The sequence below is a fragment of the Alteromonas sp. ABH4_452 genome, from assembly GCF_056311825.1.
The window spans coordinates 3,272,319-3,295,710 of record NZ_CM149973.1 but is presented as its reverse complement, the minus strand read 5'-3'; the positions used below and the strand labels follow the sequence as shown (position 1 = coordinate 3,295,710).

The 23,392-nt window shown below is 44.1% G+C and carries 24 protein-coding genes and 9 tRNA genes; 13 read left to right on the top strand and 20 right to left on the bottom strand.

Going from position 1 to position 23,392, the window contains the following annotated elements; genetic code table 11:
* Positions 1 to 121: 121 nt before the first annotated feature.
* Entirely contained in the window at positions 122 to 706 is a 585-nt protein-coding gene (locus ACYX4N_RS14115) for an acyl-CoA thioesterase (protein WP_476054473.1), read from the bottom strand.
* A gap of 93 nt (positions 707 to 799) precedes the next feature.
* Between ACYX4N_RS14115 and ACYX4N_RS14110 the strand changes: the two genes are divergently transcribed.
* Both ACYX4N_RS14110 and ACYX4N_RS14105 read left to right on the top strand, forming a co-directional pair.
* Positions 800 to 1,420: a flavin reductase family protein gene (locus ACYX4N_RS14110; RefSeq protein ID WP_476054472.1), complete on the top strand. Its 621-nt coding sequence runs from the start codon at positions 800 to 802 to the stop codon at positions 1,418 to 1,420.
* A gap of 50 nt (positions 1,421 to 1,470) precedes the next feature.
* On the top strand, positions 1,471 to 2,127 hold the full coding sequence (locus ACYX4N_RS14105; RefSeq protein ID WP_476054471.1) for a cupin domain-containing protein: 657 nt from the start codon (positions 1,471 to 1,473) through the stop codon (positions 2,125 to 2,127).
* Between the two features lie 182 nt (positions 2,128 to 2,309).
* Here ACYX4N_RS14105 and ACYX4N_RS14100 read toward each other — a convergent pair whose 3' ends face one another.
* From ACYX4N_RS14100 to ACYX4N_RS14035, 14 genes are all read right to left on the bottom strand, one after another.
* Entirely contained in the window at positions 2,310 to 3,716 is a 1,407-nt protein-coding gene (locus ACYX4N_RS14100) for an alanine/glycine:cation symporter family protein (protein WP_476054470.1), read from the bottom strand.
* A 343-nt stretch (positions 3,717 to 4,059) separates the two neighbouring features.
* Positions 4,060 to 4,135: transfer RNA gene (locus ACYX4N_RS14095), tRNA-Gln, on the bottom strand.
* A gap of 4 nt (positions 4,136 to 4,139) precedes the next feature.
* Positions 4,140 to 4,224 (bottom strand) — tRNA-Leu (locus ACYX4N_RS14090).
* Positions 4,225 to 4,256: 32 nt separating this feature from the next.
* A tRNA-Met gene (locus ACYX4N_RS14085) sits at positions 4,257 to 4,333 on the bottom strand.
* A 52-nt stretch (positions 4,334 to 4,385) separates the two neighbouring features.
* Positions 4,386 to 4,461 (bottom strand) — tRNA-Gln (locus ACYX4N_RS14080).
* A gap of 4 nt (positions 4,462 to 4,465) precedes the next feature.
* Positions 4,466 to 4,550, bottom strand: a tRNA-Leu gene (locus tag ACYX4N_RS14075).
* 35 nt (positions 4,551 to 4,585) lie between these two features.
* Positions 4,586 to 4,661, bottom strand: a tRNA-Gln gene (locus ACYX4N_RS14070).
* A 4-nt stretch (positions 4,662 to 4,665) separates the two neighbouring features.
* A tRNA-Leu gene (locus ACYX4N_RS14065) sits at positions 4,666 to 4,750 on the bottom strand.
* Positions 4,751 to 4,785: 35 nt separating this feature from the next.
* Positions 4,786 to 4,862 (bottom strand) — tRNA-Met (locus ACYX4N_RS14060).
* A gap of 171 nt (positions 4,863 to 5,033) precedes the next feature.
* Positions 5,034 to 6,047, bottom strand: a complete 1,014-nt coding sequence (locus ACYX4N_RS14055) for a peptidylprolyl isomerase (protein ID WP_476054469.1) — start codon at positions 6,045 to 6,047, stop codon at positions 5,034 to 5,036.
* A gap of 124 nt (positions 6,048 to 6,171) precedes the next feature.
* Complete coding sequence (gene ychF, locus ACYX4N_RS14050; protein ID WP_118489665.1) at positions 6,172 to 7,263, bottom strand: redox-regulated ATPase YchF; 1,092 nt, start codon at positions 7,261 to 7,263, stop codon at positions 6,172 to 6,174.
* 41 nt (positions 7,264 to 7,304) lie between these two features.
* Positions 7,305 to 7,886 (bottom strand): aminoacyl-tRNA hydrolase, encoded by a 582-nt coding sequence (pth, locus tag ACYX4N_RS14045; protein ID WP_025254772.1) that lies wholly within the window; start codon positions 7,884 to 7,886, stop codon positions 7,305 to 7,307.
* 5 nt (positions 7,887 to 7,891) lie between these two features.
* Positions 7,892 to 8,524: a 50S ribosomal protein L25/general stress protein Ctc gene (locus ACYX4N_RS14040; RefSeq protein WP_476054468.1), complete on the bottom strand. Its 633-nt coding sequence runs from the start codon at positions 8,522 to 8,524 to the stop codon at positions 7,892 to 7,894.
* 322 nt (positions 8,525 to 8,846) lie between these two features.
* A complete protein-coding gene (locus ACYX4N_RS14035; RefSeq protein WP_476054467.1) occupies positions 8,847 to 9,302 on the bottom strand; it encodes a ribose-phosphate pyrophosphokinase in 456 nt (151 codons plus the stop codon).
* Positions 9,303 to 9,921: 619 nt separating this feature from the next.
* Here ACYX4N_RS14035 and ACYX4N_RS14030 point away from each other — a divergent pair.
* Positions 9,922 to 10,230, top strand: coding sequence for a hypothetical protein (locus ACYX4N_RS14030; RefSeq protein ID WP_476054466.1), 309 nt, complete (start codon positions 9,922 to 9,924; stop codon positions 10,228 to 10,230).
* Between the two features lie 75 nt (positions 10,231 to 10,305).
* On the opposite strand, the gene ACYX4N_RS14025 is transcribed toward ACYX4N_RS14030, so the two are convergent.
* From ACYX4N_RS14025 to lolB, 4 genes are all read right to left on the bottom strand, one after another.
* The gene (locus ACYX4N_RS14025) at positions 10,306 to 11,253 is read right to left on the bottom strand and encodes a ribose-phosphate pyrophosphokinase (RefSeq protein WP_012517998.1); all 948 of its coding nucleotides are present in this window, start codon (positions 11,251 to 11,253) and stop codon (positions 10,306 to 10,308) included.
* Between the two features lie 33 nt (positions 11,254 to 11,286).
* A tRNA-Gln gene (locus ACYX4N_RS14020) sits at positions 11,287 to 11,362 on the bottom strand.
* Between the two features lie 33 nt (positions 11,363 to 11,395).
* Positions 11,396 to 12,262 carry a 4-(cytidine 5'-diphospho)-2-C-methyl-D-erythritol kinase gene (ispE, locus tag ACYX4N_RS14015; protein WP_476054465.1) on the bottom strand — a complete coding sequence of 289 codons (867 nt, stop codon included), beginning with the start codon at positions 12,260 to 12,262 and terminating at the stop codon, positions 11,396 to 11,398.
* Positions 12,262 to 12,888: a lipoprotein insertase outer membrane protein LolB gene (gene lolB, locus ACYX4N_RS14010; RefSeq protein ID WP_476054464.1), complete on the bottom strand. Its 627-nt coding sequence runs from the start codon at positions 12,886 to 12,888 to the stop codon at positions 12,262 to 12,264. The genes ispE and lolB overlap by 1 nt, the downstream gene beginning before the upstream one ends.
* Positions 12,889 to 13,019: 131 nt before the next feature.
* Here lolB and hemA point away from each other — a divergent pair, with 131 nt between their 5' ends.
* The 6 genes from hemA (at position 13,020) to kdsA (ending at position 19,567) form a co-directional block, all read left to right on the top strand.
* The gene (gene hemA / locus ACYX4N_RS14005) at positions 13,020 to 14,294 is read left to right on the top strand and encodes a glutamyl-tRNA reductase (RefSeq protein WP_474807622.1); all 1,275 of its coding nucleotides are present in this window, start codon (positions 13,020 to 13,022) and stop codon (positions 14,292 to 14,294) included.
* Between the two features lie 15 nt (positions 14,295 to 14,309).
* Complete coding sequence (prfA, locus tag ACYX4N_RS14000) at positions 14,310 to 15,395, top strand: peptide chain release factor 1 (RefSeq protein ID WP_474830967.1); 1,086 nt, start codon at positions 14,310 to 14,312, stop codon at positions 15,393 to 15,395.
* A 36-nt stretch (positions 15,396 to 15,431) separates the two neighbouring features.
* On the top strand, positions 15,432 to 16,271 hold the full coding sequence (gene prmC, locus ACYX4N_RS13995) for a peptide chain release factor N(5)-glutamine methyltransferase (protein WP_476054463.1): 840 nt from the start codon (positions 15,432 to 15,434) through the stop codon (positions 16,269 to 16,271).
* A gap of 157 nt (positions 16,272 to 16,428) precedes the next feature.
* Positions 16,429 to 17,994, top strand: coding sequence for a DUF3369 domain-containing protein (locus tag ACYX4N_RS13990; RefSeq protein WP_476054462.1), 1,566 nt, complete (start codon positions 16,429 to 16,431; stop codon positions 17,992 to 17,994).
* A 332-nt stretch (positions 17,995 to 18,326) separates the two neighbouring features.
* The gene (locus ACYX4N_RS13985) at positions 18,327 to 18,692 is read left to right on the top strand and encodes a SirB2 family protein (RefSeq protein WP_474807615.1); all 366 of its coding nucleotides are present in this window, start codon (positions 18,327 to 18,329) and stop codon (positions 18,690 to 18,692) included.
* Positions 18,693 to 18,712: 20 nt separating this feature from the next.
* Positions 18,713 to 19,567 carry a 3-deoxy-8-phosphooctulonate synthase gene (gene kdsA, locus ACYX4N_RS13980; protein ID WP_476054461.1) on the top strand — a complete coding sequence of 285 codons (855 nt, stop codon included), beginning with the start codon at positions 18,713 to 18,715 and terminating at the stop codon, positions 19,565 to 19,567.
* Between the two features lie 61 nt (positions 19,568 to 19,628).
* On the opposite strand, the gene ACYX4N_RS13975 is transcribed toward kdsA, so the two are convergent.
* Positions 19,629 to 19,907 carry a hypothetical protein gene (locus ACYX4N_RS13975; RefSeq protein ID WP_474855752.1) on the bottom strand — a complete coding sequence of 93 codons (279 nt, stop codon included), beginning with the start codon at positions 19,905 to 19,907 and terminating at the stop codon, positions 19,629 to 19,631.
* Between the two features lie 216 nt (positions 19,908 to 20,123).
* Between ACYX4N_RS13975 and ACYX4N_RS13970 the strand changes: the two genes are divergently transcribed.
* The 4 genes from ACYX4N_RS13970 (at position 20,124) to rlmM (ending at position 23,391) form a co-directional block, all read left to right on the top strand.
* Positions 20,124 to 21,026 (top strand): transcriptional regulator GcvA, encoded by a 903-nt coding sequence (locus ACYX4N_RS13970; RefSeq protein ID WP_474807609.1) that lies wholly within the window; start codon positions 20,124 to 20,126, stop codon positions 21,024 to 21,026.
* A gap of 70 nt (positions 21,027 to 21,096) precedes the next feature.
* Positions 21,097 to 21,747 (top strand): alpha/beta family hydrolase, encoded by a 651-nt coding sequence (locus ACYX4N_RS13965; RefSeq protein ID WP_476056451.1) that lies wholly within the window; start codon positions 21,097 to 21,099, stop codon positions 21,745 to 21,747.
* 41 nt (positions 21,748 to 21,788) lie between these two features.
* Complete coding sequence (locus ACYX4N_RS13960) at positions 21,789 to 22,301, top strand: DUF423 domain-containing protein (RefSeq protein ID WP_476054460.1); 513 nt, start codon at positions 21,789 to 21,791, stop codon at positions 22,299 to 22,301.
* Positions 22,294 to 23,391, top strand: coding sequence for a 23S rRNA (cytidine(2498)-2'-O)-methyltransferase RlmM (gene rlmM, locus ACYX4N_RS13955; RefSeq protein ID WP_476054459.1), 1,098 nt, complete (start codon positions 22,294 to 22,296; stop codon positions 23,389 to 23,391). Before ACYX4N_RS13960 ends, rlmM begins: the two co-directional genes overlap by 8 nt.
* Position 23,392: the final 1 nt, after the last annotated feature.

Genomic DNA, 23,392 nt, shown 5'->3' with positions numbered 1-23,392 from the left:
ATACAACCTTAAGGGGCTTTTTATTTGCGGGTTAAGACGCGATTGACTGTCAGTGCAACATAGTAAAAATTAATTGCGAGTTGCGGTACTGCTATAAGCCCTTAACTTTCACATTTACCCTCTAATCTTCGGCGTTTTGTTTTGCAGGCACATCATCCCGGTCAAAAGTAACGGTGCATCTATGCGCATCGAGAAGCGCAAAGTCTTCTTGAGGAATGAAAGCGTCGTAGTCGCGTTGAAGCTTTACCTGCGCCTCTTTACGGATTTTACTGCGGCGGATAGCAGTGACAAAGTTGCGCATTTCATAATGTGTGGACAGCTCAAGTTCAGGAACGGCCACAGGTTTACCGCTTTCATCTTTGGCTACCATGGTGAAGAAGCTATTGTTAGTATGCTTAACCTCGTTCGTTTTTATGTTTTCAGTGGTTACCTTTATCCCCACAACTAACGATGTGTTCCCTACATAATGCACAGTAGCATCTAGGTGAAGAAGGTCACCAACCTCAACGGGCTGTAAAAACTCAACGCCGTCGACTGTTACTGTAACGCAGTAGGCGCCTGCATGCTTACTTGCACACGCGTACGCAACTTTATCCATTAAAGATAAGATAACGCCACCATGCACCTTACCGCCAAAGTTAGCGAATGACGGTACCATTAATTCAGTAAGTCTTGTTCTCGAAAATGCGACACTTCGTGCAGTCATAAACACCCTTATTGTTATTAATCTTGAAAACGGCGGGGAGCGTAGCTATATCAACGCTAGTTTTTACACTAACACACTTTTTAAGGAATGGTTTTGTCACAAACGCATTTTTATCAACCAAAAGAAGGTCATGGATTAGCTCACGACCCCTTTAACGCGATTATTGCCCCGCGCCCCATAGGGTGGATTTCTACAAAATCAAAAGCGGGTGTGCTAAACCTTGCCCCTTACAGTTTTTTCAATGCCCTTAATTATACGCCGCCAATTATCGGCTTTTCTGTAGTAGGCAGTAAGAAGGACTCATTGATAAACGTGCAGGAAACAGGCGAGTTTTGTTGGAACTTGGTATCGGAAGATTTGGTTGATGCGATGAATAAAACAAGCAAGCCTTTAGCACCTGAGGCAAGCGAGTTCGACCACGCTGGACTTCAAACCGTAGAAAGCGAAATAGTGCAGGTTCCTCGCGTGAAAACCAGTAAGGTGAGCATGGAGTGTAAGCTTACCGATGTGGTACAGCTTAAGTCAGCCACCGGCGATGAAGTAAATAGTTGGTTCATTATGGGCGAAGTCGTGGGCGTACACATTGATAAGTCGCTAATTGAAAACGGTGTTTACAGCACGCTGAAAAGTGCGCCAGTGAGTCGTGGCGGCGGACGAGGTGATTACTACACTATATCCCAAGATGACTTTTTTGAAATGCTAAGACCTGAGTAACGGTCTTGAAGAAAGTAGCGACAACGCGCCAATACCAATCGGTGACCTAAATGTTAAATATGAACTTTGATGAACGCTTAGCTATTAATACACAAAAGCAAGAGTGGCAGCCGTCGCCATCTTCCACGGTTTGGCGTAAGCCGTTAGAGCGTGAAGCAAAAGAGTCTGGCCATACAACCAGCGTGGTGAAATACGAGCCTGGCGCTAGCTTCAAACAGCATAGCCATCCGTACGGAGAAGAAATTCTAGTGCTTGAAGGCGTATTTTCCGATGAGCATGGAGACTACCCTGCAGGCACTTATCTGCGCAATCCACCAGACAGCAAACACAGCCCGTTTAGTAAAGAAGGCTGTGTGATCTTGGTTAAACTGAATCAATTCGATAAGCGCGATTTGGCTGAAGTTAGAGTGAACACTAATACTGCTCAATGGCTGCAAGGGCAGGGCGGTTTAGAAGTGATGCCGCTTCACAACTTTGAGCATGAACACGTAGCGCTGGTTAAGTGGCCAGTTGGCGAGGTGTTTAAGCCCCACAAGCATTTCGGTGGTGAAGAAATTTTTGTACTGTCGGGGACGTTTAAAGACGAGCATGGTGAATACCCCAAAGGTACATGGATAAGAAGCCCGCATATGAGTAAGCATCATCCTTACGTTGATGAAGAAACAATAATTTGGGTTAAGACAGGGCATTTGCCGGTAGCTTTGTAAATTGTTATCGCTTCGTTTCTAAACTTAAGTGTTTGGTTTTTTAAGTGGATACCGTACAGGTAACCTGTTTGAGGTAATTAAACGCTAGATACGAGAAAGGCTAACGCGAGGTTAGCCTTTCGTGCCAAAACCGACTTTTTAATCGTTATTTAGTGATTGCCGCCTCTCAATAAACGAAAGGCTTAATCCCAAATACCATCTTCTGACTTACCCTGTATTTCACAGTCACCCGCTTTGTATTCCATGTTTGCGCCAGTGTCTTTTTTCTTAAAGTAGTCTTTGCTGATAGAAACAATGGTAGGGGTCATCCATACAATAGCGATGATGTTGATTACCGTCATTAAACCTAACGCCATATCGGCCATTGCCCATACCTGAGGTAGCGCTGCCTGTGCGCCCCAGTAGATCATGCCTAAGTAGCCAATGGTGTAGACTGCACGGCCTACTTTGTTATCTAGCTTGAACATGTGCAGGTTACTTTCGCCATAGGCGTAGTTTGCTACTACAGATGTAAATGCAAATAAGCTGATGGCGGCTGCCACGAAGTCGGTACCACCTTCGCCTAGATGACTGCTCATGGCGTCTTGGGTTAGGCGTATGCCTTCCATTTGATCAGAGCTTGAACCGCCAGCAAGTAGAATGATAAAGGCAGTAGACGTACACAGTATTAGTGTATCTAAGAAAACACCGAGCATCTGAATGTAACCTTGAGAAACCGGGTGATTAGGGTTTGGAACAGCACTTGCTGCTGCGTGTGGTACCGAGCCGCTACCCGCTTCATTTGAATAAAGACCACGCTGAATTCCATTTTTAATGGCAGCACCTAGTGCGCCAGCGCCAGCTTCTTGTAAACCAAACGCAGATTTTACGATATCAATCAGCATAGCCGGCAGTTCGGAAATATTAATGAAGGTAATGGCAAGCGCCACTAGCACGTAGCCAATCCCCATGAAGGGAACCACAAACTCGGCAAAGCGGGCGATGCTTTTAAGCCCTCCCACTACAATTAAAGCTGCTAGGGCTATAATGGCTAGGCCAACATATTCAGTAGGGAAAGAGTACGCATTGTTTAATGCATCGGTAATAGTGTTAGCTTGTACGGCACTGAAAACAAAACCGTAGCCAAAGAACAAACACAGCGAGAAAGCGACAGCTAACCAAGTTTTATTCAAACCCTGCTTAATGTAGTAGGCTGGGCCGCCACGGAACTCGCCGTTTTCGTCACGCACTTTGTAAAGCTGGCCCAAAACGCTTTCAGCAAAGCCGGTGGCCATACCAAGAAGGGCAATCATCCACATCCAAAAAATTGCGCCAGCGCCACCTAGTGATATAGCAACCGCAACGCCAGCTAAGTTACCCGTACCTACGCGGGCAGATAAACTGGTACATAAAGCTTGGAATGAACTGATCCCGTCTTTAGTAGAGGTGTTACTGCCTTTAAGCAAGCTGAACATATGACCGAAATGTCTAAGCTGTACACCGCCTAGTTTTACGGTAAACCAAATACCACATGCCAGAAGCATGATAATGAGTACTTGGCCGTCTCCCCACAGAATATTGTTAACTAATGAAACGAATTCGTTTATCACGCACTTTCCTTCGTTATTGTTTTAATAGCTGCTCGGCGTGTAAAGATGAACTGAACATGACAGGTGCGTTGTCAGAACAAACGCTTCAGTTTAAGCAAACATATATTTGCTAAACCTTAGGATAAGCCGAGCTATATCGATAAAGAACTAATACTAGCACGACAGTTAAATGATTGGACAATGAAAACGTACTGAAACTATGACGTTTTATGCTCGCATATAGCAAATTTATTCATTTAGAAGGGAAAGGGCGTAGAGTTTTTAACTAAAATCGATCAGCACTTTTTAGAAGGGGTAAGCACAAACAAAAAAACCGCTCAATAGAGCGGCTTCTTCAAGAATATGGCTGGGGTAACAGGACTCGAACCTATGAATGGCGGGATCAAAACCCGCTGCCTTACCAACTTGGCTATACCCCAATTTTGGTGCGGAAGGAGAGACTTGAACTCTCACGCCGTGAAGCACTGGAACCTAAATCCAGCGTGTCTACCAATTCCACCACTTCCGCAATGTAGACTTCCAATTAAGGAATGTAAAAGTTGGTGGCTACGGCGAGATTCGAACTTGCGACCCCATCATTATGAGTGATGTGCTCTAACCAACTGAGCTACGTAGCCTAAACTTTTATCTTCAATAAAAAGCCGCTCGATGAGCGGCTTCTCAAGAATTTGGCTGGGGTAACAGGACTCGAACCTATGAATGGCGGGATCAAAACCCGCTGCCTTACCAACTTGGCTATACCCCAGTCGTGGTGCGGAAGGAGAGACTTGAACTCTCACGCCGTGAAGCACTGGAACCTAAATCCAGCGTGTCTACCAATTCCACCACTTCCGCGTAGACGCTAGCTATAATAGTCATTCAAAAAAGAATGGCTGGGGTAACAGGACTCGAACCTATGAATGGCGGGATCAAAACCCGCTGCCTTACCAACTTGGCTATACCCCAGTCGTGGTGCGGAAGGAGAGACTTGAACTCTCACGCCGTGAAGCACTGGAACCTAAATCCAGCGTGTCTACCAATTCCACCACTTCCGCGCAGCTAGACTTTCCTAAAAGAATTAACAGAGAATTGGTGGCTACGGCGAGATTCGAACTTGCGACCCCATCATTATGAGTGATGTGCTCTAACCAACTGAGCTACGTAGCCTTGCTATTCTCTTCCCTCTCAGGAAGTGGCGCGTATTATGCGTATATGACTGGCAACCGTCAACCCCTTTTTTACTAACTTTTTTTAAATGCTCATTAAGTGTGCGCATTAGGGCGAAATACGCACAAAAAGCCGTGAATTTGAACAACTTGCAAGGGATAATGTATGCATTTACCAAGCTTTATCAGTGGCTTTGGTTTGGTAATAACACACGTCAACAGGGCGCGGGCCATAGGTATTGTCATGAAAAAACGGGTTATCTAGGTTTCTTCCCGTATTAGCTCGCTTTTTGTATTCTTCATGATGTGGTGTTTGTAAAAAGTACGGCGTTGAGTTGCTAGTATGCACAAAAGCCTGCTTTATTTTACTCTCTTGGGTAATGTCATCTAGTACACCACCTGTGTCCATATTGCCTCTAGGTAATTTTTGAAGTAACGCCATACCTTTCACTACACGACCTACCACCGACATATTTCTATCTAAATGTCGTGGAGCTTGCCCAATTACAATATAAAACTCTGTACTGGCGGTATCTTTCTCGCTATTACGAGCAAACGCCACAACGCCAGGGCAGTGAAGCCCCCACATTTCTTTTCGTTTTTTATCTATACCCACTGGGAACCCGTCTAAAAAGCCAGTATTAGGTGCAAACATATCTTTAGATTCAACGACGTTTACATTGCTGTTAAGTGGCTGAGTAAATTCAGCGCTTATTGGCTTAAGCAGTGTTGACGGAAATTGTGATGCGTCGTGAGTATCGTTACTGCCAGCCTGTGCGACAAATCCATCTACTACACGATAAAACGCTTGCTCGTTGTAAAAGCCTGCATCTATAAGGGCTTTGAACCTAGCTACATGCTTTGGCGCAAGGGTAGGATGAAGTGCAATAACCACATCACCATATGCGGTTTTGAAGGTTACCGTGTTAGCTTGGGGTACCTGATACCAACTATCAGTATTGCTTACCAATGTTGGCGCTATTTCACCGCCGCTGATGTCAGATTGTGTGTTTACCGCTTTAATCTGAGTTTCACTGGCGATGGAAAAACTAGCAAAGCTTAGTAAACATAATGTTCTAACCGAGGCTTTAAAAAGGGATAGTCGGTTTTTTAGCTGTGTGTCTCGCTGCGACTTATTTTGCAATAACGCGAACGGTTGTAAATTGCTAAGCTGTTTTAGAATCATTATAAAACCCGTTAGTTTTTTGTCAGTTATAGCAGCCCTATGTAAGCTTCACAATTGTTTACGGCAAACAAAAAAGCCACCTTGCGGTGGCTTTAGTAAACAGTACTAATTTCTACATTAGAAATTATACGTTAAAGCGGAAGTGGATAACGTCACCATCTTTAACAATGTAGTCTTTACCTTCAAGACGCCATTTACCTGCATCTTTAGCACCTTGTTCGCCGTTAAACTCCACAAAGTGGTCGTAGCTCACGATTTCGGCGCGAATAAAGCCTTTTTCGAAGTCGGTGTGGATTTTACCCGCGGCTTGTGGCGCTGTTGAACCTTCTGGGAAGGTCCAAGCGCGCACTTCTTTAACACCGGCAGTAAAGTAGGTTTGAAGCGTTAGCAAATTATAACCGGCACGAATTACGCGGTTAAGACCAGGTTCTTCTAAGCCCATGTCCTGCATGAATTCTTCGCGCTCGTCATCTTCAAGCTCCGCAATATCAGACTCAATAGATGCACAAACTGCTACTACTGTAGCATTCTCGCCTGCTGCTATCTCTTTTACTTGGTCAAGGTACGGGTTGTTTTCAAAGCCGTCTTCATTCACGTTAGCAATGTACATGGTTGGCTTAAGGGTAAGCATGTTCATGTAGCTGATTGCCGCCAGTTCTTCTTTACTAAGCTCAAGTGAACGAAGTAATAAGCCTTCATCTAGGTGCGGCTTAATCTTTTCAAGCACTTTCATTTCGTACTTAGCATCAGCGTCGCCGCCTTTAGCGCGTTTTGCTACACGGTGAAGTGCTTTTTCTGTGGTTTCTAAATCAGATAGCGCAAGCTCGGTGTTAATAACGTCGATGTCATCTTTAGGGCTAACGCGACCTGCAACGTGAACAATGTTTTCATCGTCGAAGCAGCGTACTACGTGACCAATAGCGTCGGTTTCACGAATGTTCGCTAGGAATTTATTACCTAAGCCTTCACCTTTAGATGCGCCTTCTACCAAACCCGCAATATCAACGAATTCCATGGTAGTGGGAATAACGCGCTGTGGGTTTACGATTTCAGCCAACTTGTCCAAACGAAGATCTGGCACAGGTACTACGCCTGTGTTTGGCTCGATGGTACAGAAAGGGAAGTTGGCCGCTTCGATACCTGCTTTTGTTAATGCATTGAAAAGTGTTGATTTACCTACGTTTGGTAGGCCAACAATACCGCATTTAAAACCCATGGTATGGATCCTTAGTTTGGAAAAGTGAAAACTGGCTAGGTTTACCCTTTGTGAGAGTGCAACCTGTTTTGTGCTTGCTTAAGGTCTTCTTTCAGCAAAATTTCTGTACAGCGTACCGCTTCATCAACGGCGCTTTCAATAGCTGCCTTTTCATCTGCTGGTGGCTTACCAAGAACATGGCCGGTTACTCGGCTTTTATGACCTGGATGACCAATACCTATGCGCAAACGCAAAAAATTCTTGTTGTTACCCATTTTAGCCACAATGTCACGTACGCCGTTTTGACTAGAACTTCCACCCACTTTGTATTTTGCTACGCCGGGGGGCAAATCTAATTCGTCAAATGCTACTAATATTTGTTCTGGTTCTATACGGTAAAAATTAGCCAGTGCTGCTACGGCTTGTCCACTTTTATTCATAAACGTAGTGGGGTAGAGCAAACGGACATCTTTGCCAGCAATAGTAATGCGAGCAGTCTTACCGAAGAATTTGGTTTCTGGTTTTAGCGGGGCGTTATAGGTGTCGGCAAGTTGGTTGAGAAACCATTCACCGGCATTGTGTCGGGTATTTTCATATTCGGGGCCCGGATTACCCAGGCCCACGATTAGGCGGATATCAGCCAAGAGGATTATTCCTCTGAAGCTGCTTCTTCGCCGTCTTCTTCTGCGTCAGCCGCTTTAGGAGCAGGCTTAACAGTCACAACTGCTAGGTCGTGAGCTTCGTCGTTCTTAGCAAGTTCTACTGAAGAAACGCCAGCTGGAAGTGTTAGGTCAGAAAGGTGTAGCGTTTGACCCATTTCAACAGCAGCCATATCTACTTCGATGAACTCTGGAAGGTTCTTAGGCTGACAAGTAACTTCAATTTCAGTTACGTGGTGCTCAGCAATACCGCCAGCTTTAACAGCAGCAGAAGCTTCTTCGTTTACGAAGTGAATTGGAACGTTAGTGTGAACGTCTTGACCAGCGATAACACGTTGGAAGTCAATGTGCATGATCTTTGGCTTGTACGGGTGACGCTGCATGTCTTTAACTAGAACTTCAACAACTTTACCGTCTAGGTTTAGTTCAAGAACGTGAGAGTAAAACGCTTCAAAGTCAGCAGAGTTGTTAACTTTGTTGTGATCTAGAGTGATAGAAACTGGTGCTTCTTCACCACCGTAGATGATACCAGGAAGCTTATCTTCGCGACGTAGGCGGCGGCTCGCACCTTTCCCTAGGTCTGTACGAACAGAAGCATCTAGTTTGAAATTTGCTTCAGACATTGTCTGTCTCCAAAAAATATAAGTCTAATGATGTGGATTTTTGCGACCAAAACCCACTGTAATTCGATGTTTATCACGTTTGAAAATACTTTCATGCGCACAATAAACCATCAGCCCAAAATTCAAGGGCGGCGAATTCTAACACCACCCACTACAACATACAATTGCCAACGCAGATAAAAATAGAAGCGAAAAGTATAAAACGACGTTGCCAATATTAAAAACGCGCCGAAGCGCGCTTTTATTCTATCAAGAACAGCAAAGTCAGGTTTCTATCCGGCCTTATTCCAATAACAGGCTACTTGCCTTGCACAAAATACGCCTATTTCGTTTGCAGGTTATCAATGACTTTACTGGTATCAAGCACCTTAACGCTTGATACTTGAAGTACAGTACCAAATTGGGTGAAGGTCATCAGATCGGGCTTAGGTGTACCTTTAACTTCCACAACAAGGCCATTTTTTTGATAAGTTTCATCTAATCCATGTAGGGTGTAGCGATCGCCATTCTCTGCAATAAACGCATAAAAACCGCCTTCTAGGTCTTTATATATAATGCTGCCTTTCATAGAAACTTCACCTTTTACGTTCTCTTCAACGGCCTCAGCCTGTGTAACAGGCTCAGCAACCAGTTCTTTAGGCATAGATTCAGCCTTTGTGTCCATTTGTTTTTCTTTATCTACCAAGGTGACTTCCTTATTAGCTTCTTCTTCAGAGCAAGCTACAAGTGTAAGTGCAGAAGTAAAAATAAGTGCGAGTTTAAGGCGGTGTGTTTTCATTCTTATATTCCTCTATTTAATAAAAGTAGGGTTTTATCGTTAGCTTTCAATTAGCGCCCAGTTAGAACCAAATCTACAGCAATGCATAACTTTGGCTTTTTACCGATTCAAGCTTTTCTTTGTTTAACAGTCTTCCATGGTGTTTAAGTAATTTCTACAAAAAACGCAGATACCTATATATCTTTTTCACGTTTCAAAAAGTAGAGCGCATTTTTTTGAATAAAAAATATTTTGATTTTTACAAAGGCGCAGCACTTTTACGAAACCGTTAAGAATGTTTTTTTTCACAATAACTGACGGAAAAAATGTTTTATAAGTCTGCTTAAAACTGCCGTTTATAAGGCGATGGCAATAACTTTTTTATCAAGCGATGTATCAAAAAAACATAGAACTTTCTTTATCGAAATGGACAGTATAGTTTGAAGTGAAGTTTCAACCTCCGCGCTCTCCCCTATATTATAAAGTGATTGGCACAGAGCCTGCTTTATTAACATCGACTTATGTAATAACAGCGCCTGGGGCTTACTTATTTAGTCAAAAGGCAATGTATTACGCAGCTAGGATAATCTTAATAACCTTATTTGGTGATTATCAAAAGCAACGTTTTTAAGGAGAGAAAATGAAGCACTTAACTAAAATTTTTGCAGTATCGAGCTTGGCACTAGCAGCAACTGCATGCGATGTTAACAAAACTGAAGATGGTGAAATGCCTGATGTTGACGTTGAGTCTGGTGAACTACCGGAATATGAGGTAGAGAAAACCGATGACGGAGAAATGCCAGACGTTGACGTTGAAGGTGGCGAAATGCCTGAATATGACGTTGATACGATGGACGTTGACGTAAAAACGAAGACTAAAGAAGTTGAAGTACCTGTTGTTGACGTGGATATGCCAGAAGACGACGAAGAAGACGAAACGGGTAACTAAACAAAACTTCCCGTAATAGAAGCGAGTGAAACAGTGCTTATTTATATCACTGTTTCACTCGTTTTTTAGTTTGAATTAGTATTCAAACATCGCTGAAATCGATTCTTCGTTGCTAATGCGACGAATGGTCTCAGCAAGCATTTCAGAAAGAGTAAGCTGTTTTACTTTTCCGATTTGCTTCATATCCGCACTTAATGGAATTGAGTCGGTAACGATAATCTCGTCAATAACAGACTCTTTAAGGTTGTTTGCAGCGTTACCCGAAAAAATAGCGTGAGTAGCGTAAGCATAAACACGGCGAGCACCATGTGCTTTAAGTGCTTCTGCTGCTTTTGCAAGCGTACCGCCCGTATCAATCATGTCATCAACGATGATGCAGTCTCTATCTTTAACATCACCAATAATGTTCATTACCTGAGCCACGTTCGCTTTGGGGCGACGTTTATCGATAATAGCAAGGTCGGTGTCGTTAAGTAGTTTCGCAGTAGCACGTGCACGAACAACACCGCCAATGTCAGGAGAAACGACAACAGGGTCGGCAAAGTCACGTCTTACCATGTCAGCAAGAAGGATAGGAGTACCGAAAGCGTTGTCCACCGGAACATCAAAGAAACCTTGAATCTGTTCGGCGTGTAGGTCGATAGTAAGAACGCGGTCAACACCAACGTTAGACAGGAAGTCAGCCACTACTTTCGCAGTAATTGGCACCCTAGCTGAACGAACACGACGGTCTTGGCGTGCATAACCAAAGTAAGGAATTACTGCTGTAATACGACCAGCGGATGCGCGACGTAGTGCGTCGATCATCACAATAAGTTCCATAAGGTTATCGTTAGTAGGCGCACACGTAGACTGGATAATAAAAACGTCCGAGCCACGGACGTTTTCATGAATTTCTACGCTAATTTCACCGTCACTGAAACGGCCAACTTTGGCATTTCCAAGTTTGGTATAGAGGCGATCGGCGACTTTCTGGGCAAGTTCTGGTACGGCATTACCTGCAAAGAGCTTCATATCTGGCACAAGTGGTTCCTCAGTGCGTTGATAAAAGAGGTTTGGCTGGGGTAGCAGGACTCGAACCTACGAATGGCGGGATCAAAACCCGCTGCCTTACCAACTTGGCTATACCCCAATTTTTAAGTTCTTGTCCGATGTGGCGTACACGCTATCTTTGTTGTTCTAATTTGTCTAATAGTGGTGAGCGATTCACACCTTTTGCGACAAAACTCTGCCAAGCTTCAGGCATTTGAGCCCTAACTTGTTCGGCTAAAGTGTAGTCAGAAAAAGTGGCAAATACGCAAGCACCTGTGCCCGTCATTCGCGACGGTGCGTAGTGTACCAACCACTGTAATAATTTTGCAACTTCAGGATAGCGATTCGCGACTAATTGCTGACAATCATTCCAAGTTTTTTCAAATTTATAGTCTTCCCAACGCATCGCTGGTGTATTTCTGGGCAAATCCGGCGAGGTAAAAACTTCGGCTGTGCTGACATGCACGTTAGGGTTTGCGACAAGAAAGTACTGTTCTTTTTGAGGAGCTGGCGTTATGTCTTCTCCAACGCCTCCTGCAAATGCGGTTAGACCTCGCACAAAAATAGGTACATCGGCACCTAAACTTAATCCTAACTCGGCTAGTTCGTTTTCACTTAGCCCTGTATTCCATAAATGATTAAGCGCGACAAGGGTTGTTGCTGCATTCGATGAGCCACCCCCAATGCCGCCACCCATGGGTAGTCGTTTATCAATCGAAATAACAGCACCTTTATTGCACTTGGTTTTTGCTGCCAGCAATCGCGCTGCTTTTACAATTAAATTGTCATCGTCTGGCACACCATCAAGAGATGTTTCCATGCGAATGGCCGTATCATTTGTGCTTACGTCAAAGGCGAGAGCATCCCCGTAATCCAGCATTTGGAATAAACTTTGAAGCTGATGGTAGCCGTTGTCGTATCGACCTAGAATGTGTAAGAACAGGTTAAGTTTGGCGGGGGAAGGCCACCAGTCTTTTTGCGTTGATTCAGATGCGTTCACTACAGAGTCCACTGATAAATTTTAATTTTAAGCTGAGTTTTAGGCTGGTTCGGGGTTTCATCTTGGGTAAGCGTTATGCTGTGCGGTAGCCATACAGATGTTTCATCTTCTAGCTCAACACTACCATAGTTGCCGTAAGCAACTTGCCAATTGCGGCAACCTTGGCAATAGCTTTCCAAGGTATTAACCAAACCTTTTTCAGTTAGGGTGAATTTGTCACCGTCCAGGGGTAAGCCTTTTACCCAAGACAATAGCGATTCTACCGGAATTATCATTCCCGTAATCTGATAAATAAGAGGCTCTGGCAGGGCATCTACATAGGTTTCGCCGTCAGCCTCCAATACTGACTGGTTTTTGTTCACGTTTAGATTAACTAGACTTACTCCTAAGAAATTAGTTAATCGAAAATCGAAATCGCCGGAATCGTTTTTCCAGACTAAATTAAGACTTGCCGCTTCTTTTCCTTGGCGAAAAGCAATTTTTCCGCGCATTTGCCACTGGTGGACTTCAGCCACTTTTTCGAGTTGCGCGGTAAGGTTTACCGCATTTTCTGGGCCTTTCGGAGCGGTGGTACATGCACTTAATAAAAAGCAAATGGCAAATAATAAGGAAAATAAGCGAATCATTAAGGCAACATACCCGTATAAAAATAAAACACATTTAGTTGTGACATTATGGGAACACAGTTTCACCAACACTTTCAATCATTTTGCGTTTTTCGTACAATGCCGCTCCGACGTTGCCAGCACAGATTTTAATGACTTTACTCGCCCTCGGTATTAACCATAAAACAGCACCAGTAGCACTTCGCGAAAAAGTGGCTTTTACACCAGATTCTCTGGTGGAAGCGCTTGCGAGTTTAAAAAAGCTGGATGGCATAGATGAGTCTGTCATTGTATCCACCTGTAACCGCACCGAACTTTACGTCAATAGCCAGGACGATACGGGTCAAAAGCTTCTACAATGGTTAAGTGATTTTCATCACTTAGACGTAGAAGAGATTGCCAGCAATAGCTATGTGCTCGCGCAAGATGAAGCAGTAAAGCACATTATGCGAGTAGCCAGCGGCCTTGATTCACTCATCTTAGGCGAGCCTCAGATATTAGGGCAGGTGAAGCAGGCGTTTGGTGATGCAAAGCATTCAGGTATGGTGAGCAGCGAATTTGACAAGCTGTTTCAACATACCTTTTCAGTGGCGAAGCGCGTTCGCAGTGAAACTGATATAGGGGCAAACGCAGTTAGCGTAGCCTATGCAGCAGTGCAATTAGCCAAGCATATTTTTGCTGAATTACCTAAGCGTTCAGTGCTACTAGTAGGCGCTGGTGAAACTATTGAATTGGTTGCACAGCATTTGAAAGAGCAGGGGGTAAGCTGCTTAGCCGTTGCAAACAGGACGGTGGCTAGAGCAGAAGCCTTAGCCGAAACACTGGATGCGAGCGTGTTTACCTTGTCACAAGTACCAGAGCACTTAAAAGATTTTGATATCGTGATAAGCTCTACCGCTAGCCAACTGCCCTTAATTGGCAAAGGTATGGTGGAAAAAGCGCTTAAACAGCGTAGAAACATGCCTATGTTTTTGGTCGACTTGGCAGTACCGCGAGATATAGAGTCAGAAGTAAACGAGCTAGGTGATGCCTATCTTTATACTGTCGATGACTTACAGCACATTGTTCAAAAGAATTTAGAAAACCGCGAGCAAGCTGCAAAAGAAGCTGAAAAGCTTATCGACAAGCAAGCTGGCGACTATATGACATGGAAACAGTCGCAGCAATCTATAGATTTAGTAAGACAGTATCGCCAGAAAGGCATGGCGCAGCGTGACGATATTGTGGAAAAGGCCAAAGCGCAATTAGCGGAAGGTAAGAATGCCGAAGCGGTATTAGAAGAAATGGCGTATAAACTAACCAATACGCTGTTGCATTCAACAACCCTAGCGTTACGCGAAGCTGCCATGCACGATGACCCGGCGTTAAGCCGTTGGATGGGACAGGCATTAGATTTATCTGACTTTTCGTCAGACAATAATAAATAAGGTAATAAGAAGCATATGAAAGAGTCGGTAGTTAGGAAACTCGAACACTTAGTCGAGCGTTTCGAAGAAGTTCAGGCGTTACTCGGTGACCCTGAAGTTATCGGCGATCAGGATAAGTTTCGCAACTTGTCAAAAGAGTTCAGTCAACTAGAAGATGTAGTCGCTGGCTTTAATGCCTATCAGCAAGCGCAAGAAAACTTAAGCTCAGCACAAGAAATGCTGAACGAAGACGATGCTGAAATGCGTGAAATGGCACAAGAAGAGATGAAAGAAGCTAAGGCAGAAATTGAGCGCCTTGAAACTGAGCTTCAGGTATTACTTCTGCCAAAAGATCCTAACGATGACAACAACTGCTTCTTAGAAATTCGCGCAGGTGCGGGTGGTGACGAAGCGGCAATATTTGCAGGCGATTTATTCCGTATGTATAGCCGTTACGCAGAAAGCCGCGGTTGGCGTGTTGAGTTGGTGAATGCCAACGAAAGTGAACATGGCGGCTATAAAGAGGTGGTTGCGAACGTTAGTGGTGATGGCGTCTACGGCGTGCTCAAGTTCGAGTCGGGTGGTCACCGCGTACAACGTGTACCAGAAACCGAATCACAAGGTCGTATCCACACTTCTGCATGTACTGTTGCCGTATTACCTGAGATCCCTGAATCAGAAGCCATCGAAATCAACCCGGCTGAGCTTCGTATCGATACCTTCCGTGCATCGGGCGCAGGTGGTCAGCACGTTAACAAAACTGACTCTGCTATTCGTATTACTCACTTGCCAACAGGTTTGGTTGTAGAGTGTCAGGACGAACGTTCACAGCACAAAAACCGTGCTAAGGCTATGTCAGTACTTCAAGCGCGTTTAAACCAAATTGAAGAAGAAAAGCGCGCGGCTGAAGAAGCTTCTACCCGTAAGAGCTTAGTAGGCAGTGGTGACCGCTCAGAGCGTATTCGTACTTACAACTTCCCGCAAGGTCGCGTTACCGATCACCGTATCAACCTGACTATCTATCGTTTAGATGAAGTAATAGAAGGGGATCTAAAACAGCTCGTCGATCCGATTTTGCAAGAACATCAGGCTGACTTGTTAGCCTCGCTTTCTGACGAGTAAATTCGTCTTGCAGCAAAAATAGCGTTAAAAAAGATAATGCGCATAGATAGCGCCCTAGCATGGGCTGTTAAACAACTAGAGGGTGGTGAGTCACCCTCTGTTGATGCCAAAGTCATGTTGGCAAATATTCTAGGCAAGTCTCAAACTTACCTTTTCACATGGCCAGATAAAACCTTGGATGACACTGAGCAGGCGCAATTTAAAGCAGCAGTGGAAAAAAGAAAACGGGGTGAGCCTGTTGCTTATATTATCGGCAAGCGCGATTTCTGGACTCTATCACTATTTACCTCGCCGGATACGTTAATACCGCGCCCTGATACTGAAGTGCTGGTTGAGCAAGTGCTTAACTGGGCCAATGAACATCTAGTTCATCCTCTATCAATCTGCGACTTAGGAACAGGCACGGGCGCTATTGCTCTGGCGTTAGCAAGCGAATTACCTGAATCATCAGTTACTGGTGTGGACTTCCAGCAGGGAGCGGTAAAACTTGCTACTCGCAATGCACAAGCTAACAACTTAACTAATGCCCGCTTCGTGCAAAGTGACTGGTTTAGTGCACTCAATGGCCAAACTTTCGACATTATTGTTTCAAACCCGCCTTATATCGAAGAAGCCAGCCCATACCTTGATGAAGGCGACGTGCGTTTTGAACCGAAAACCGCCTTAACCTCGGGCCATGATGGCTTAGACGATATAAAACACATCATCAAGAATGCGCCTGAATACCTCAATAAAGGGGCTTTATTAGCCTTTGAACACGGTTTCGATCAAGGAAATGCGGTAAATACACTGCTCACCAATGCAGGCTTTGTTAAGGTTAAAAAAGTCAAAGATTTCGGTAACAACGACCGCGTGACGCTAGGTCAGTGGTGTTAGCTCTCTTATAACTTTCATCTCGTTTAAAATTGGCCGCAACCATCGCTGTTTAATTGCTAACTTGCTTATATCTGGTTTTGCATTAGTATTTGTGTAGCATCAAAGAAAACTAAAAAGCGCTAAGCTAAACAACCTCTTACACTACAGGACGTACCAGATGAATGATGACTTTCTTTTCGCAGAAGACGACGATGAAAATGAAGCGGATGATCTGGGTAGCTGGAAAGTACTTATCGTTGATGATGAACCTGAAGTGCACGCCGTTACCAAGCTGGCGCTAAATGACTTTAGCTTAAATGGTAAAACGCTAGAGTTCGTAAGTGCCTATAGCGGTGAAGAAGCCAAATCTATTTTTAAAACCCATGACGATATAGCGGTTGTGTTACTCGACGTTGTCATGGAAACCGATGATGCCGGCCTTCAAGTGGCAGACTACATTCGCAACGAACTCGATAATCACTTCACTCGCATAATTTTACGCACCGGCCAGCCCGGCCAAGCACCAGAAAAAGATGTCATCATTAACTACGACATCAATGACTATAAATCTAAAACCGAACTAACTGCACAAAAACTATTCACTGTTATTATTGCCGCACTGCGCTCTTATCGCGATATTATTGTTATTGAAGAAAACAGGCGCGGTCTTGAAAAGATCATTGATGCATCTGTTGATTTGTTTTCTTCACGTTCTCTCGAAAAATTCATGCAGGGCATCATCCAACAGCTGGCCTCGATTTTGGGCTGTTCGAAAGATGCCGCCTATATCACTACTGCGGTTGCCACTACATCGCGAACAATCAATACAAACAATAGTCAGTTGGGCAAAGACGAACTGTATGTGTTTGCAGGAAATGGCCAATACGCCAGCAAAGAAGGCGTGCCGCTAAAAGAGGCGATTAGTGCAGAAGAATATGCACTATGTGCACAGGCAATGCGCGATAAACAGATTGTATATGCAGAAGATCACGTGGTGGCTTACTGTAACAGTAAAACTCACGACGGTGCATTGTTGTATTTGTCGGGCTTGCCCAGAAGAATTGGTGATAATGATCGACATTTGGTAAAACGCTTTTCAGATAGTGTGCAGCTGGCGTTCGATAACGTACTAAAAACCGTTGATGTTGAAGCAACGCAGAAAGAAATTATTGAACGTTTAGGCCGCGCTTTAGAGCATGAATCAAATGCGTCAAAACATCTAACGAGAATGGTTGAGATGGCGCAACTACTGGCAGAAAAAGCAGGGCTTAGTGAACAGGAAGTTGATACTCTGCGCCTTGCTATACCGTTGCATGATATTGGTACCTCTATTGTGCCTAAAGCTATTTTGCAAAAAACAACGTCTTTAACCGAAGAAGAGGTTTTTAAAATACGCCAGCATGCAGAGTTTGGGTATCAAATTTTGCAAGACTCAAGCCGCCCAACGGTTCAGCTTGCCGCCATGTTAGCAAAACAGCATCACGAGCGTTGGGATGGGACAGGTTATCCCGATGGGCTTAAGGGCGAAGAAATAGATATTAAAAGCCGTATTGCCACATTGGTAGATGTGTTTGATGCGCTAATAAACTCGCGACCCTACAAGCCAGCATGGGCAGTTGATAAGGTCGAAGCTGTATTGAAAGAGGAAAGTGGTAAGCACTTCGACCCTGGCCTGGTTCAAATTATGCTGGCTGAGCTCCCAGCATTTTTAGCGATACAAGCTCAATATCCTGACGCTAAGTGATACATTTCCCCGTTATTTACGTATTGTAATACGTTACAATAAACGCCTTTAAACAGGCGCCATAAAAATAAGGCAGGAGTAAGCAAATGCATCTGCCTTTAAGATGACAGCTCGTACTTTAAGACGTGAGGCTAGGGCAATCGCATATTGCCTTAGCTCTTGTAGTGAAATACTTATAGCAAAATATCTTAGGCAGAATGACCTCAATTTAGTTGTCTTTCACAGGGTTATTGATTTTGATATTAAAGATCAAGCAATGCCCAATTAGCACATGTGGTAGAGTAGCGAGCAGCAGGCTCATCATCTAATAAAAACAGGAACACACTATGTACATGATGGCAAAACACCTTCATTTAACCGCCGTTGGCTTAAGCATTTTATTCTTTGTCTTTCGGTTTATTTGGAGCCAATTCGACGCAACAGCATTAAGCAAGAAGTGGGTTAAAATCCTCCCTCATATCATTGATACCGTGCTGTTAGCTAGTGCAATTTGGCTATGCTTCATTTTATCTCAATATCCTATTGTCAATGCATGGCTTACATTCAAAGTTATCGGCGTAGTTTTATACATTGTGTTTGGATTATTTGCATTGAAAAAAGCCAAAACAACCTTGGGCAAATGGAGCTTTTTCGTAGCAGCACTTGTTGTGCTTATGGCAACAGCAATGGTTGCTGTAACCAAACAACCTCTTTTTTAAGATTTAATTGGAAATAAATAATGTCTGAATCAAAACAGATTATTAATGTAGGTAACGTCGAGGTTGCCAATCATTTACCTTTTGTACTGTTCGGCGGGATGAACGTACTTGAGTCTCGTGACCTTGCGATGCGTATTGCCGAGCACTATGTTGAAGTAACACAAAAGCTCAATATCCCTTACGTTTTTAAAGCCTCGTTTGATAAAGCTAACCGTTCATCAGTAACCTCGTACCGCGGCCCTGGTATGGAAGAAGGCTTACGTATTTTTGAAGAGATTAAGTCGACGTTTAACGTACCTCTTATCACTGATGTACACGAACCGCACCAAGCGGCACCTGTAGCAGAAGTGGTTGATGTTATTCAATTACCTGCCTTTTTAGCGCGTCAGACAGACCTTGTGGTTGCAATGGCAAAAACGGGGGCCGTGATTAATGTTAAGAAACCTCAGTTCTTAGCGCCCCACGAAATGCGCCATATTATTGGAAAGCTCGGTGAAGCGGGTAATGACAAGGTTATTCTTTGCGAGCGCGGCAGTTGCTTTGGCTACAACAACTTAGTTGTAGATATGCTTGGTATGGATGCAATGAAAGATTATGCGCCAGTGATATTTGATGCGACTCACGCACTACAGATGCCTGGCGGTCGTGCAACGTCTGCCGATGGTCGACGAGCGCAAGCTGCTCAACTAGCAAGAAGCGGTATGGCATTAGGTTTGGCAGGACTATTTATAGAAGCGCATCCTAACCCTGATGAAGCACTTTGTGATGGGCCTTGTGCACTGCCGTTGGCAAAATTAGAGCCTTATTTACAGCAGATGAAAGCGTTAGACGAGTTAGTTAAAGGTTTTGACGCGTTAGATACAAGTAATACTTAAACTTATGTTGATGGCGTATGCCGGTGCAAGCACCGGCATGCGTATCAGGTGTGTGAGTAGCTTATTCCGCTTCAGAAACGTTTATGCGCTCTTCACCTTTTGCCATTGCTAATAAGTTTTTGTGAAGCTGAACTTGCGTCTCTTCAGCTAAAATCGCCTTCGATTGCTTCTTAACAACAATGTGAGCATCGTTTTCCGGCAAGACTTCAGCCATTTTTACACTGGTCATTGCCGTGTTGATTAATGATTGTAGATTGATCTTTTCTGGCTGTGCGTTAGCATTTGCAGCAGCGCTTACGAAAGCCATAACAGAAACGCTAGCTAAAAGTAATTTTTTCATTTTCACACCTAATAAAAATAATTAAAAAATTGTTGATGAATGTTAAAATGTTTAACATTTAATCATCATAATGTACTGAAATCAAATGCTCTTTCTTAATTTCGGGTAAATTATAATCAGCAGGCGGTGAAAAATAAAACGAGTAAAAGTATGGGGTGTCATTAGAAAAACTAATGGATATGTCATGCTTCGGTCACACTGGATTCAAAACAAACTATGCACCGACGGTTACCCCCTCTTAATGCCCTCAAATCATTTGAAGCGGCCGCGCGCCATTTGAGCTTTACTAAGGCTGCCGATGAGCTGTTTGTTACGCAAGCTGCCGTTAGTCACCAGATAAAAGCGCTTGAAGATTTCTTATCTATGAAGCTGTTTTTAAGAAGAAATAGAACTTTGCTTCTCACCGAGGAGGGGCAGGCCTATTTCCTAGAGTTGAAAGATATTTTCAAAAACTTGCAAGACGCGACAGAAAGATTGCTAGCAAAGGGCAGTAAAGGTGCCATCACAGTCGCTATGCCGCCGAGCTTTGCAAGCCAATGGTTAGTACCCCGTATTCATAAATTTAGTTTGGCACACCCAGATATTGACGTACGCATAAAAGCAGTAGATTTCGACGAAGGTTTCTTAGAAGACGATGTGGACGTTGCCATATATTACGGTAAAGGCCGCTGGGCAGGGCTACAGGCTGATCAGCTGCACCGAGAGTTTTTAACGCCGCTATGTTCACCTATGCTTTTTCAAGGACCTAAGCCTTTATCTAGCTTGTCTGACTTACGACACCACGTGTTGCTTCACGACTTAAGCCGTACTGCGTGGAAAAACTGGCTAAAGCATGTAGGTGTTGTTGGCGTTAATGTGAATCATGGTCCGGTTTTTAGCCATTCTATGTTGGTATTGCAGGCAGCGGCACTTGGTCAAGGTATCGCGTTGGGTAACACAATATTAGCTAGGCCAGAAATTGAAGCAGGGCGACTCGTGATGCCGTTTGAAGAACGAGTAGAAAGTCGCGACGCATTTTATTTAGTGTGTGAAGAATCACAAGCTGAATTAGGAAAGATTGCAGCGTTTAGGGACTGGATCTTAGCGCTAGTTGAAGCTGAACAAGAGGATTTGTTGTAGTATGGCGAAATTAAAAGAAAGCAACACACAAACTGATACAGAAAAGAATACAAACGAAGTTGTTTTCGATATGGAAGTGCACGCAGCCAAATCACCTGTTGCATGCTTAATACTTGGGCACGGCGCGGGTGCCGGTAAAGAGCATGAATTCATGCAAGACATGGCAAACCAACTTGTTGCTCAAAACATATCTACGGTGCTCTTCAATTTCCCTTATATGCAAACCATTAAGGCTACGGGTAAGCGCAGACCTCCTGATAAGGCCGACAAACTCATGTCACACTTTACTGCGGTAATTGAAACCTGCAGTAAAGATAACAATGCCTTACATAACTTGCCTGTGTTCATCGGCGGGAAGTCCATGGGCGGGCGTATGGCCACCATGGTATATGAAGGTATAAGCAACGTAAAAGGCGCGATAGCGCTGGGCTATCCATTTCACCCACCGGGTAAGCCGGAGAAAACCCGCACAGAACACTTGCTAACAGCAGCGAAACCTCTGCTTATTATTCAGGGGGAAAGAGATACTTTTGGTACTAGAAATGAGATTGAAAGTGGTCAAGAGAACTACGCGCTACCATCAACTATTGAGTGCGTATTTTTAGAAGACGGAGACCACAGCTTCAAACCAAGAAAGGCTAGCGGTAAAACCCAACAACAACATATTGTGAAAGCTGCTGAATTAACTGCGGCGTTTATAACCCGCAATCTGTCTAGGTGATATTCAAAACAACATTTTAATGAAAGCGAACGATTAAATTAATGAGTAACGAAAAACTTAAGCTTACTAGCCTTGCGAAACCTTATCTTGTTATTGGAGCGCTGCTTGCAGGCTTAGCGGTTGTGCTAGGCGCGTTTGGCGCACATGGTTTAAAAAGTATATTAAGTGCACAGCAACTCAATACATTTGAAATAGGTGTGCGCTACCAAATGTATCACGCGTTAGCTTTGATACTATTGCCCGCTCTGTCTGCTTATGTTTCATCGAAGTGGGTTAATCGTGCGGCGTTTTGTTTCGTTACCGGTACGGTATTGTTTAGCGGAAGTTTATACGCGCTTGCCATCAGCGGTATTAAATGGTTTGGTCCAGTTACCCCATTAGGCGGCCTATTCTTTATCGCTGGGTGGACTTTATTAATGATTGGTTTGCTTGTAGGGCGGTCTAAAGAGAACGAAAGCGCACAGCAAAACTTATCTGATTTAGACCGGACAAATGCTAAACACATGGCGCAAGCCGAAACAAACGATAAAAACAGAGGAGCAGGTAATGTCTAATGCTAGTATTTTAGGCTATTGCCGACCGGGGTATGAAAATGACACGGCGAATGAACTCACGTCGAAATATGGTGAAGCGCAGTGCTACGGTTACCCGGTGTCTAAGAAGAATAGTGGCTTTGTGCACTACCATTTATACGATGCTGCGCAATTAGAGCAAACCATTACCCAGTTTGCTGTTCACGACAGCATCTTTCCTCGCCAGCTAGTGGCCGTTTTTACCACGTTAACTGAAGTGGAAAAAGAAGATAGAGTGGGGCAGGTACTTGAAGCACTAAAAGAAGTAGAAAAGCCGTTCTCTATATTTGGTGCTATCGACGTGGAGTACCCAGATACCGAGGATGGGAAAACCCTCGCTAAGTTTTGTCGTAAATTTACCGTACCCCTTCGCCAAGCGCTAAGAAAGGCGGGGTGGCTCACTGCAAAAGAAAATTTAGGTAACCCTAAGCTGCATATTTTCTTTGAGTCATTTGAAATTTGTCATATTGGCTATACATTACCTAGCCACGCAAGTCGTGATCATCTCGGTATCTGCCGATTGAAATTTCCAAGTGATGCGCCTAGCCGGTCTACGCTTAAACTCGAAGATGCACTTGTAAACATGCTGAGTGACACTCAGCAAACGAAAGTACTTCGAAGCGGTGGTCGTGCGGTTGACTTAGGGGCGTGCCCTGGTGGTTGGACCTATCAATTGGTCAAGCGTGGCATGTATGTGGAAGCTATCGATAATGGACTTGTAGCCGATAGTTTGATGAGTACCGGGTTGGTCGAACATCACGCAGCAGACGGCTTTACTTATCGACCACAATTTGGTCGCGTCGATCTGCTTGTCTGTGATATGATAGAACAACCCGATAGAGTAGCGAAATTGATGGGGGATTGGCTGGTCAAGCACTGGGCGACCCACGCCATTTTTAACTTAAAGCTACCTATGAAACAACGCTATGAAACTGTAGTCGAAGCCATGGCGTTGCTAAATAGCCGTTTAAATGCCTTAGATGATGCATTCGCGGTTAAGGTTAGGCATCTCTACCACGACAGAGATGAAGTTACAGTAACAATTGTTCGCACTTCAGCTGATGAGGTGTGAT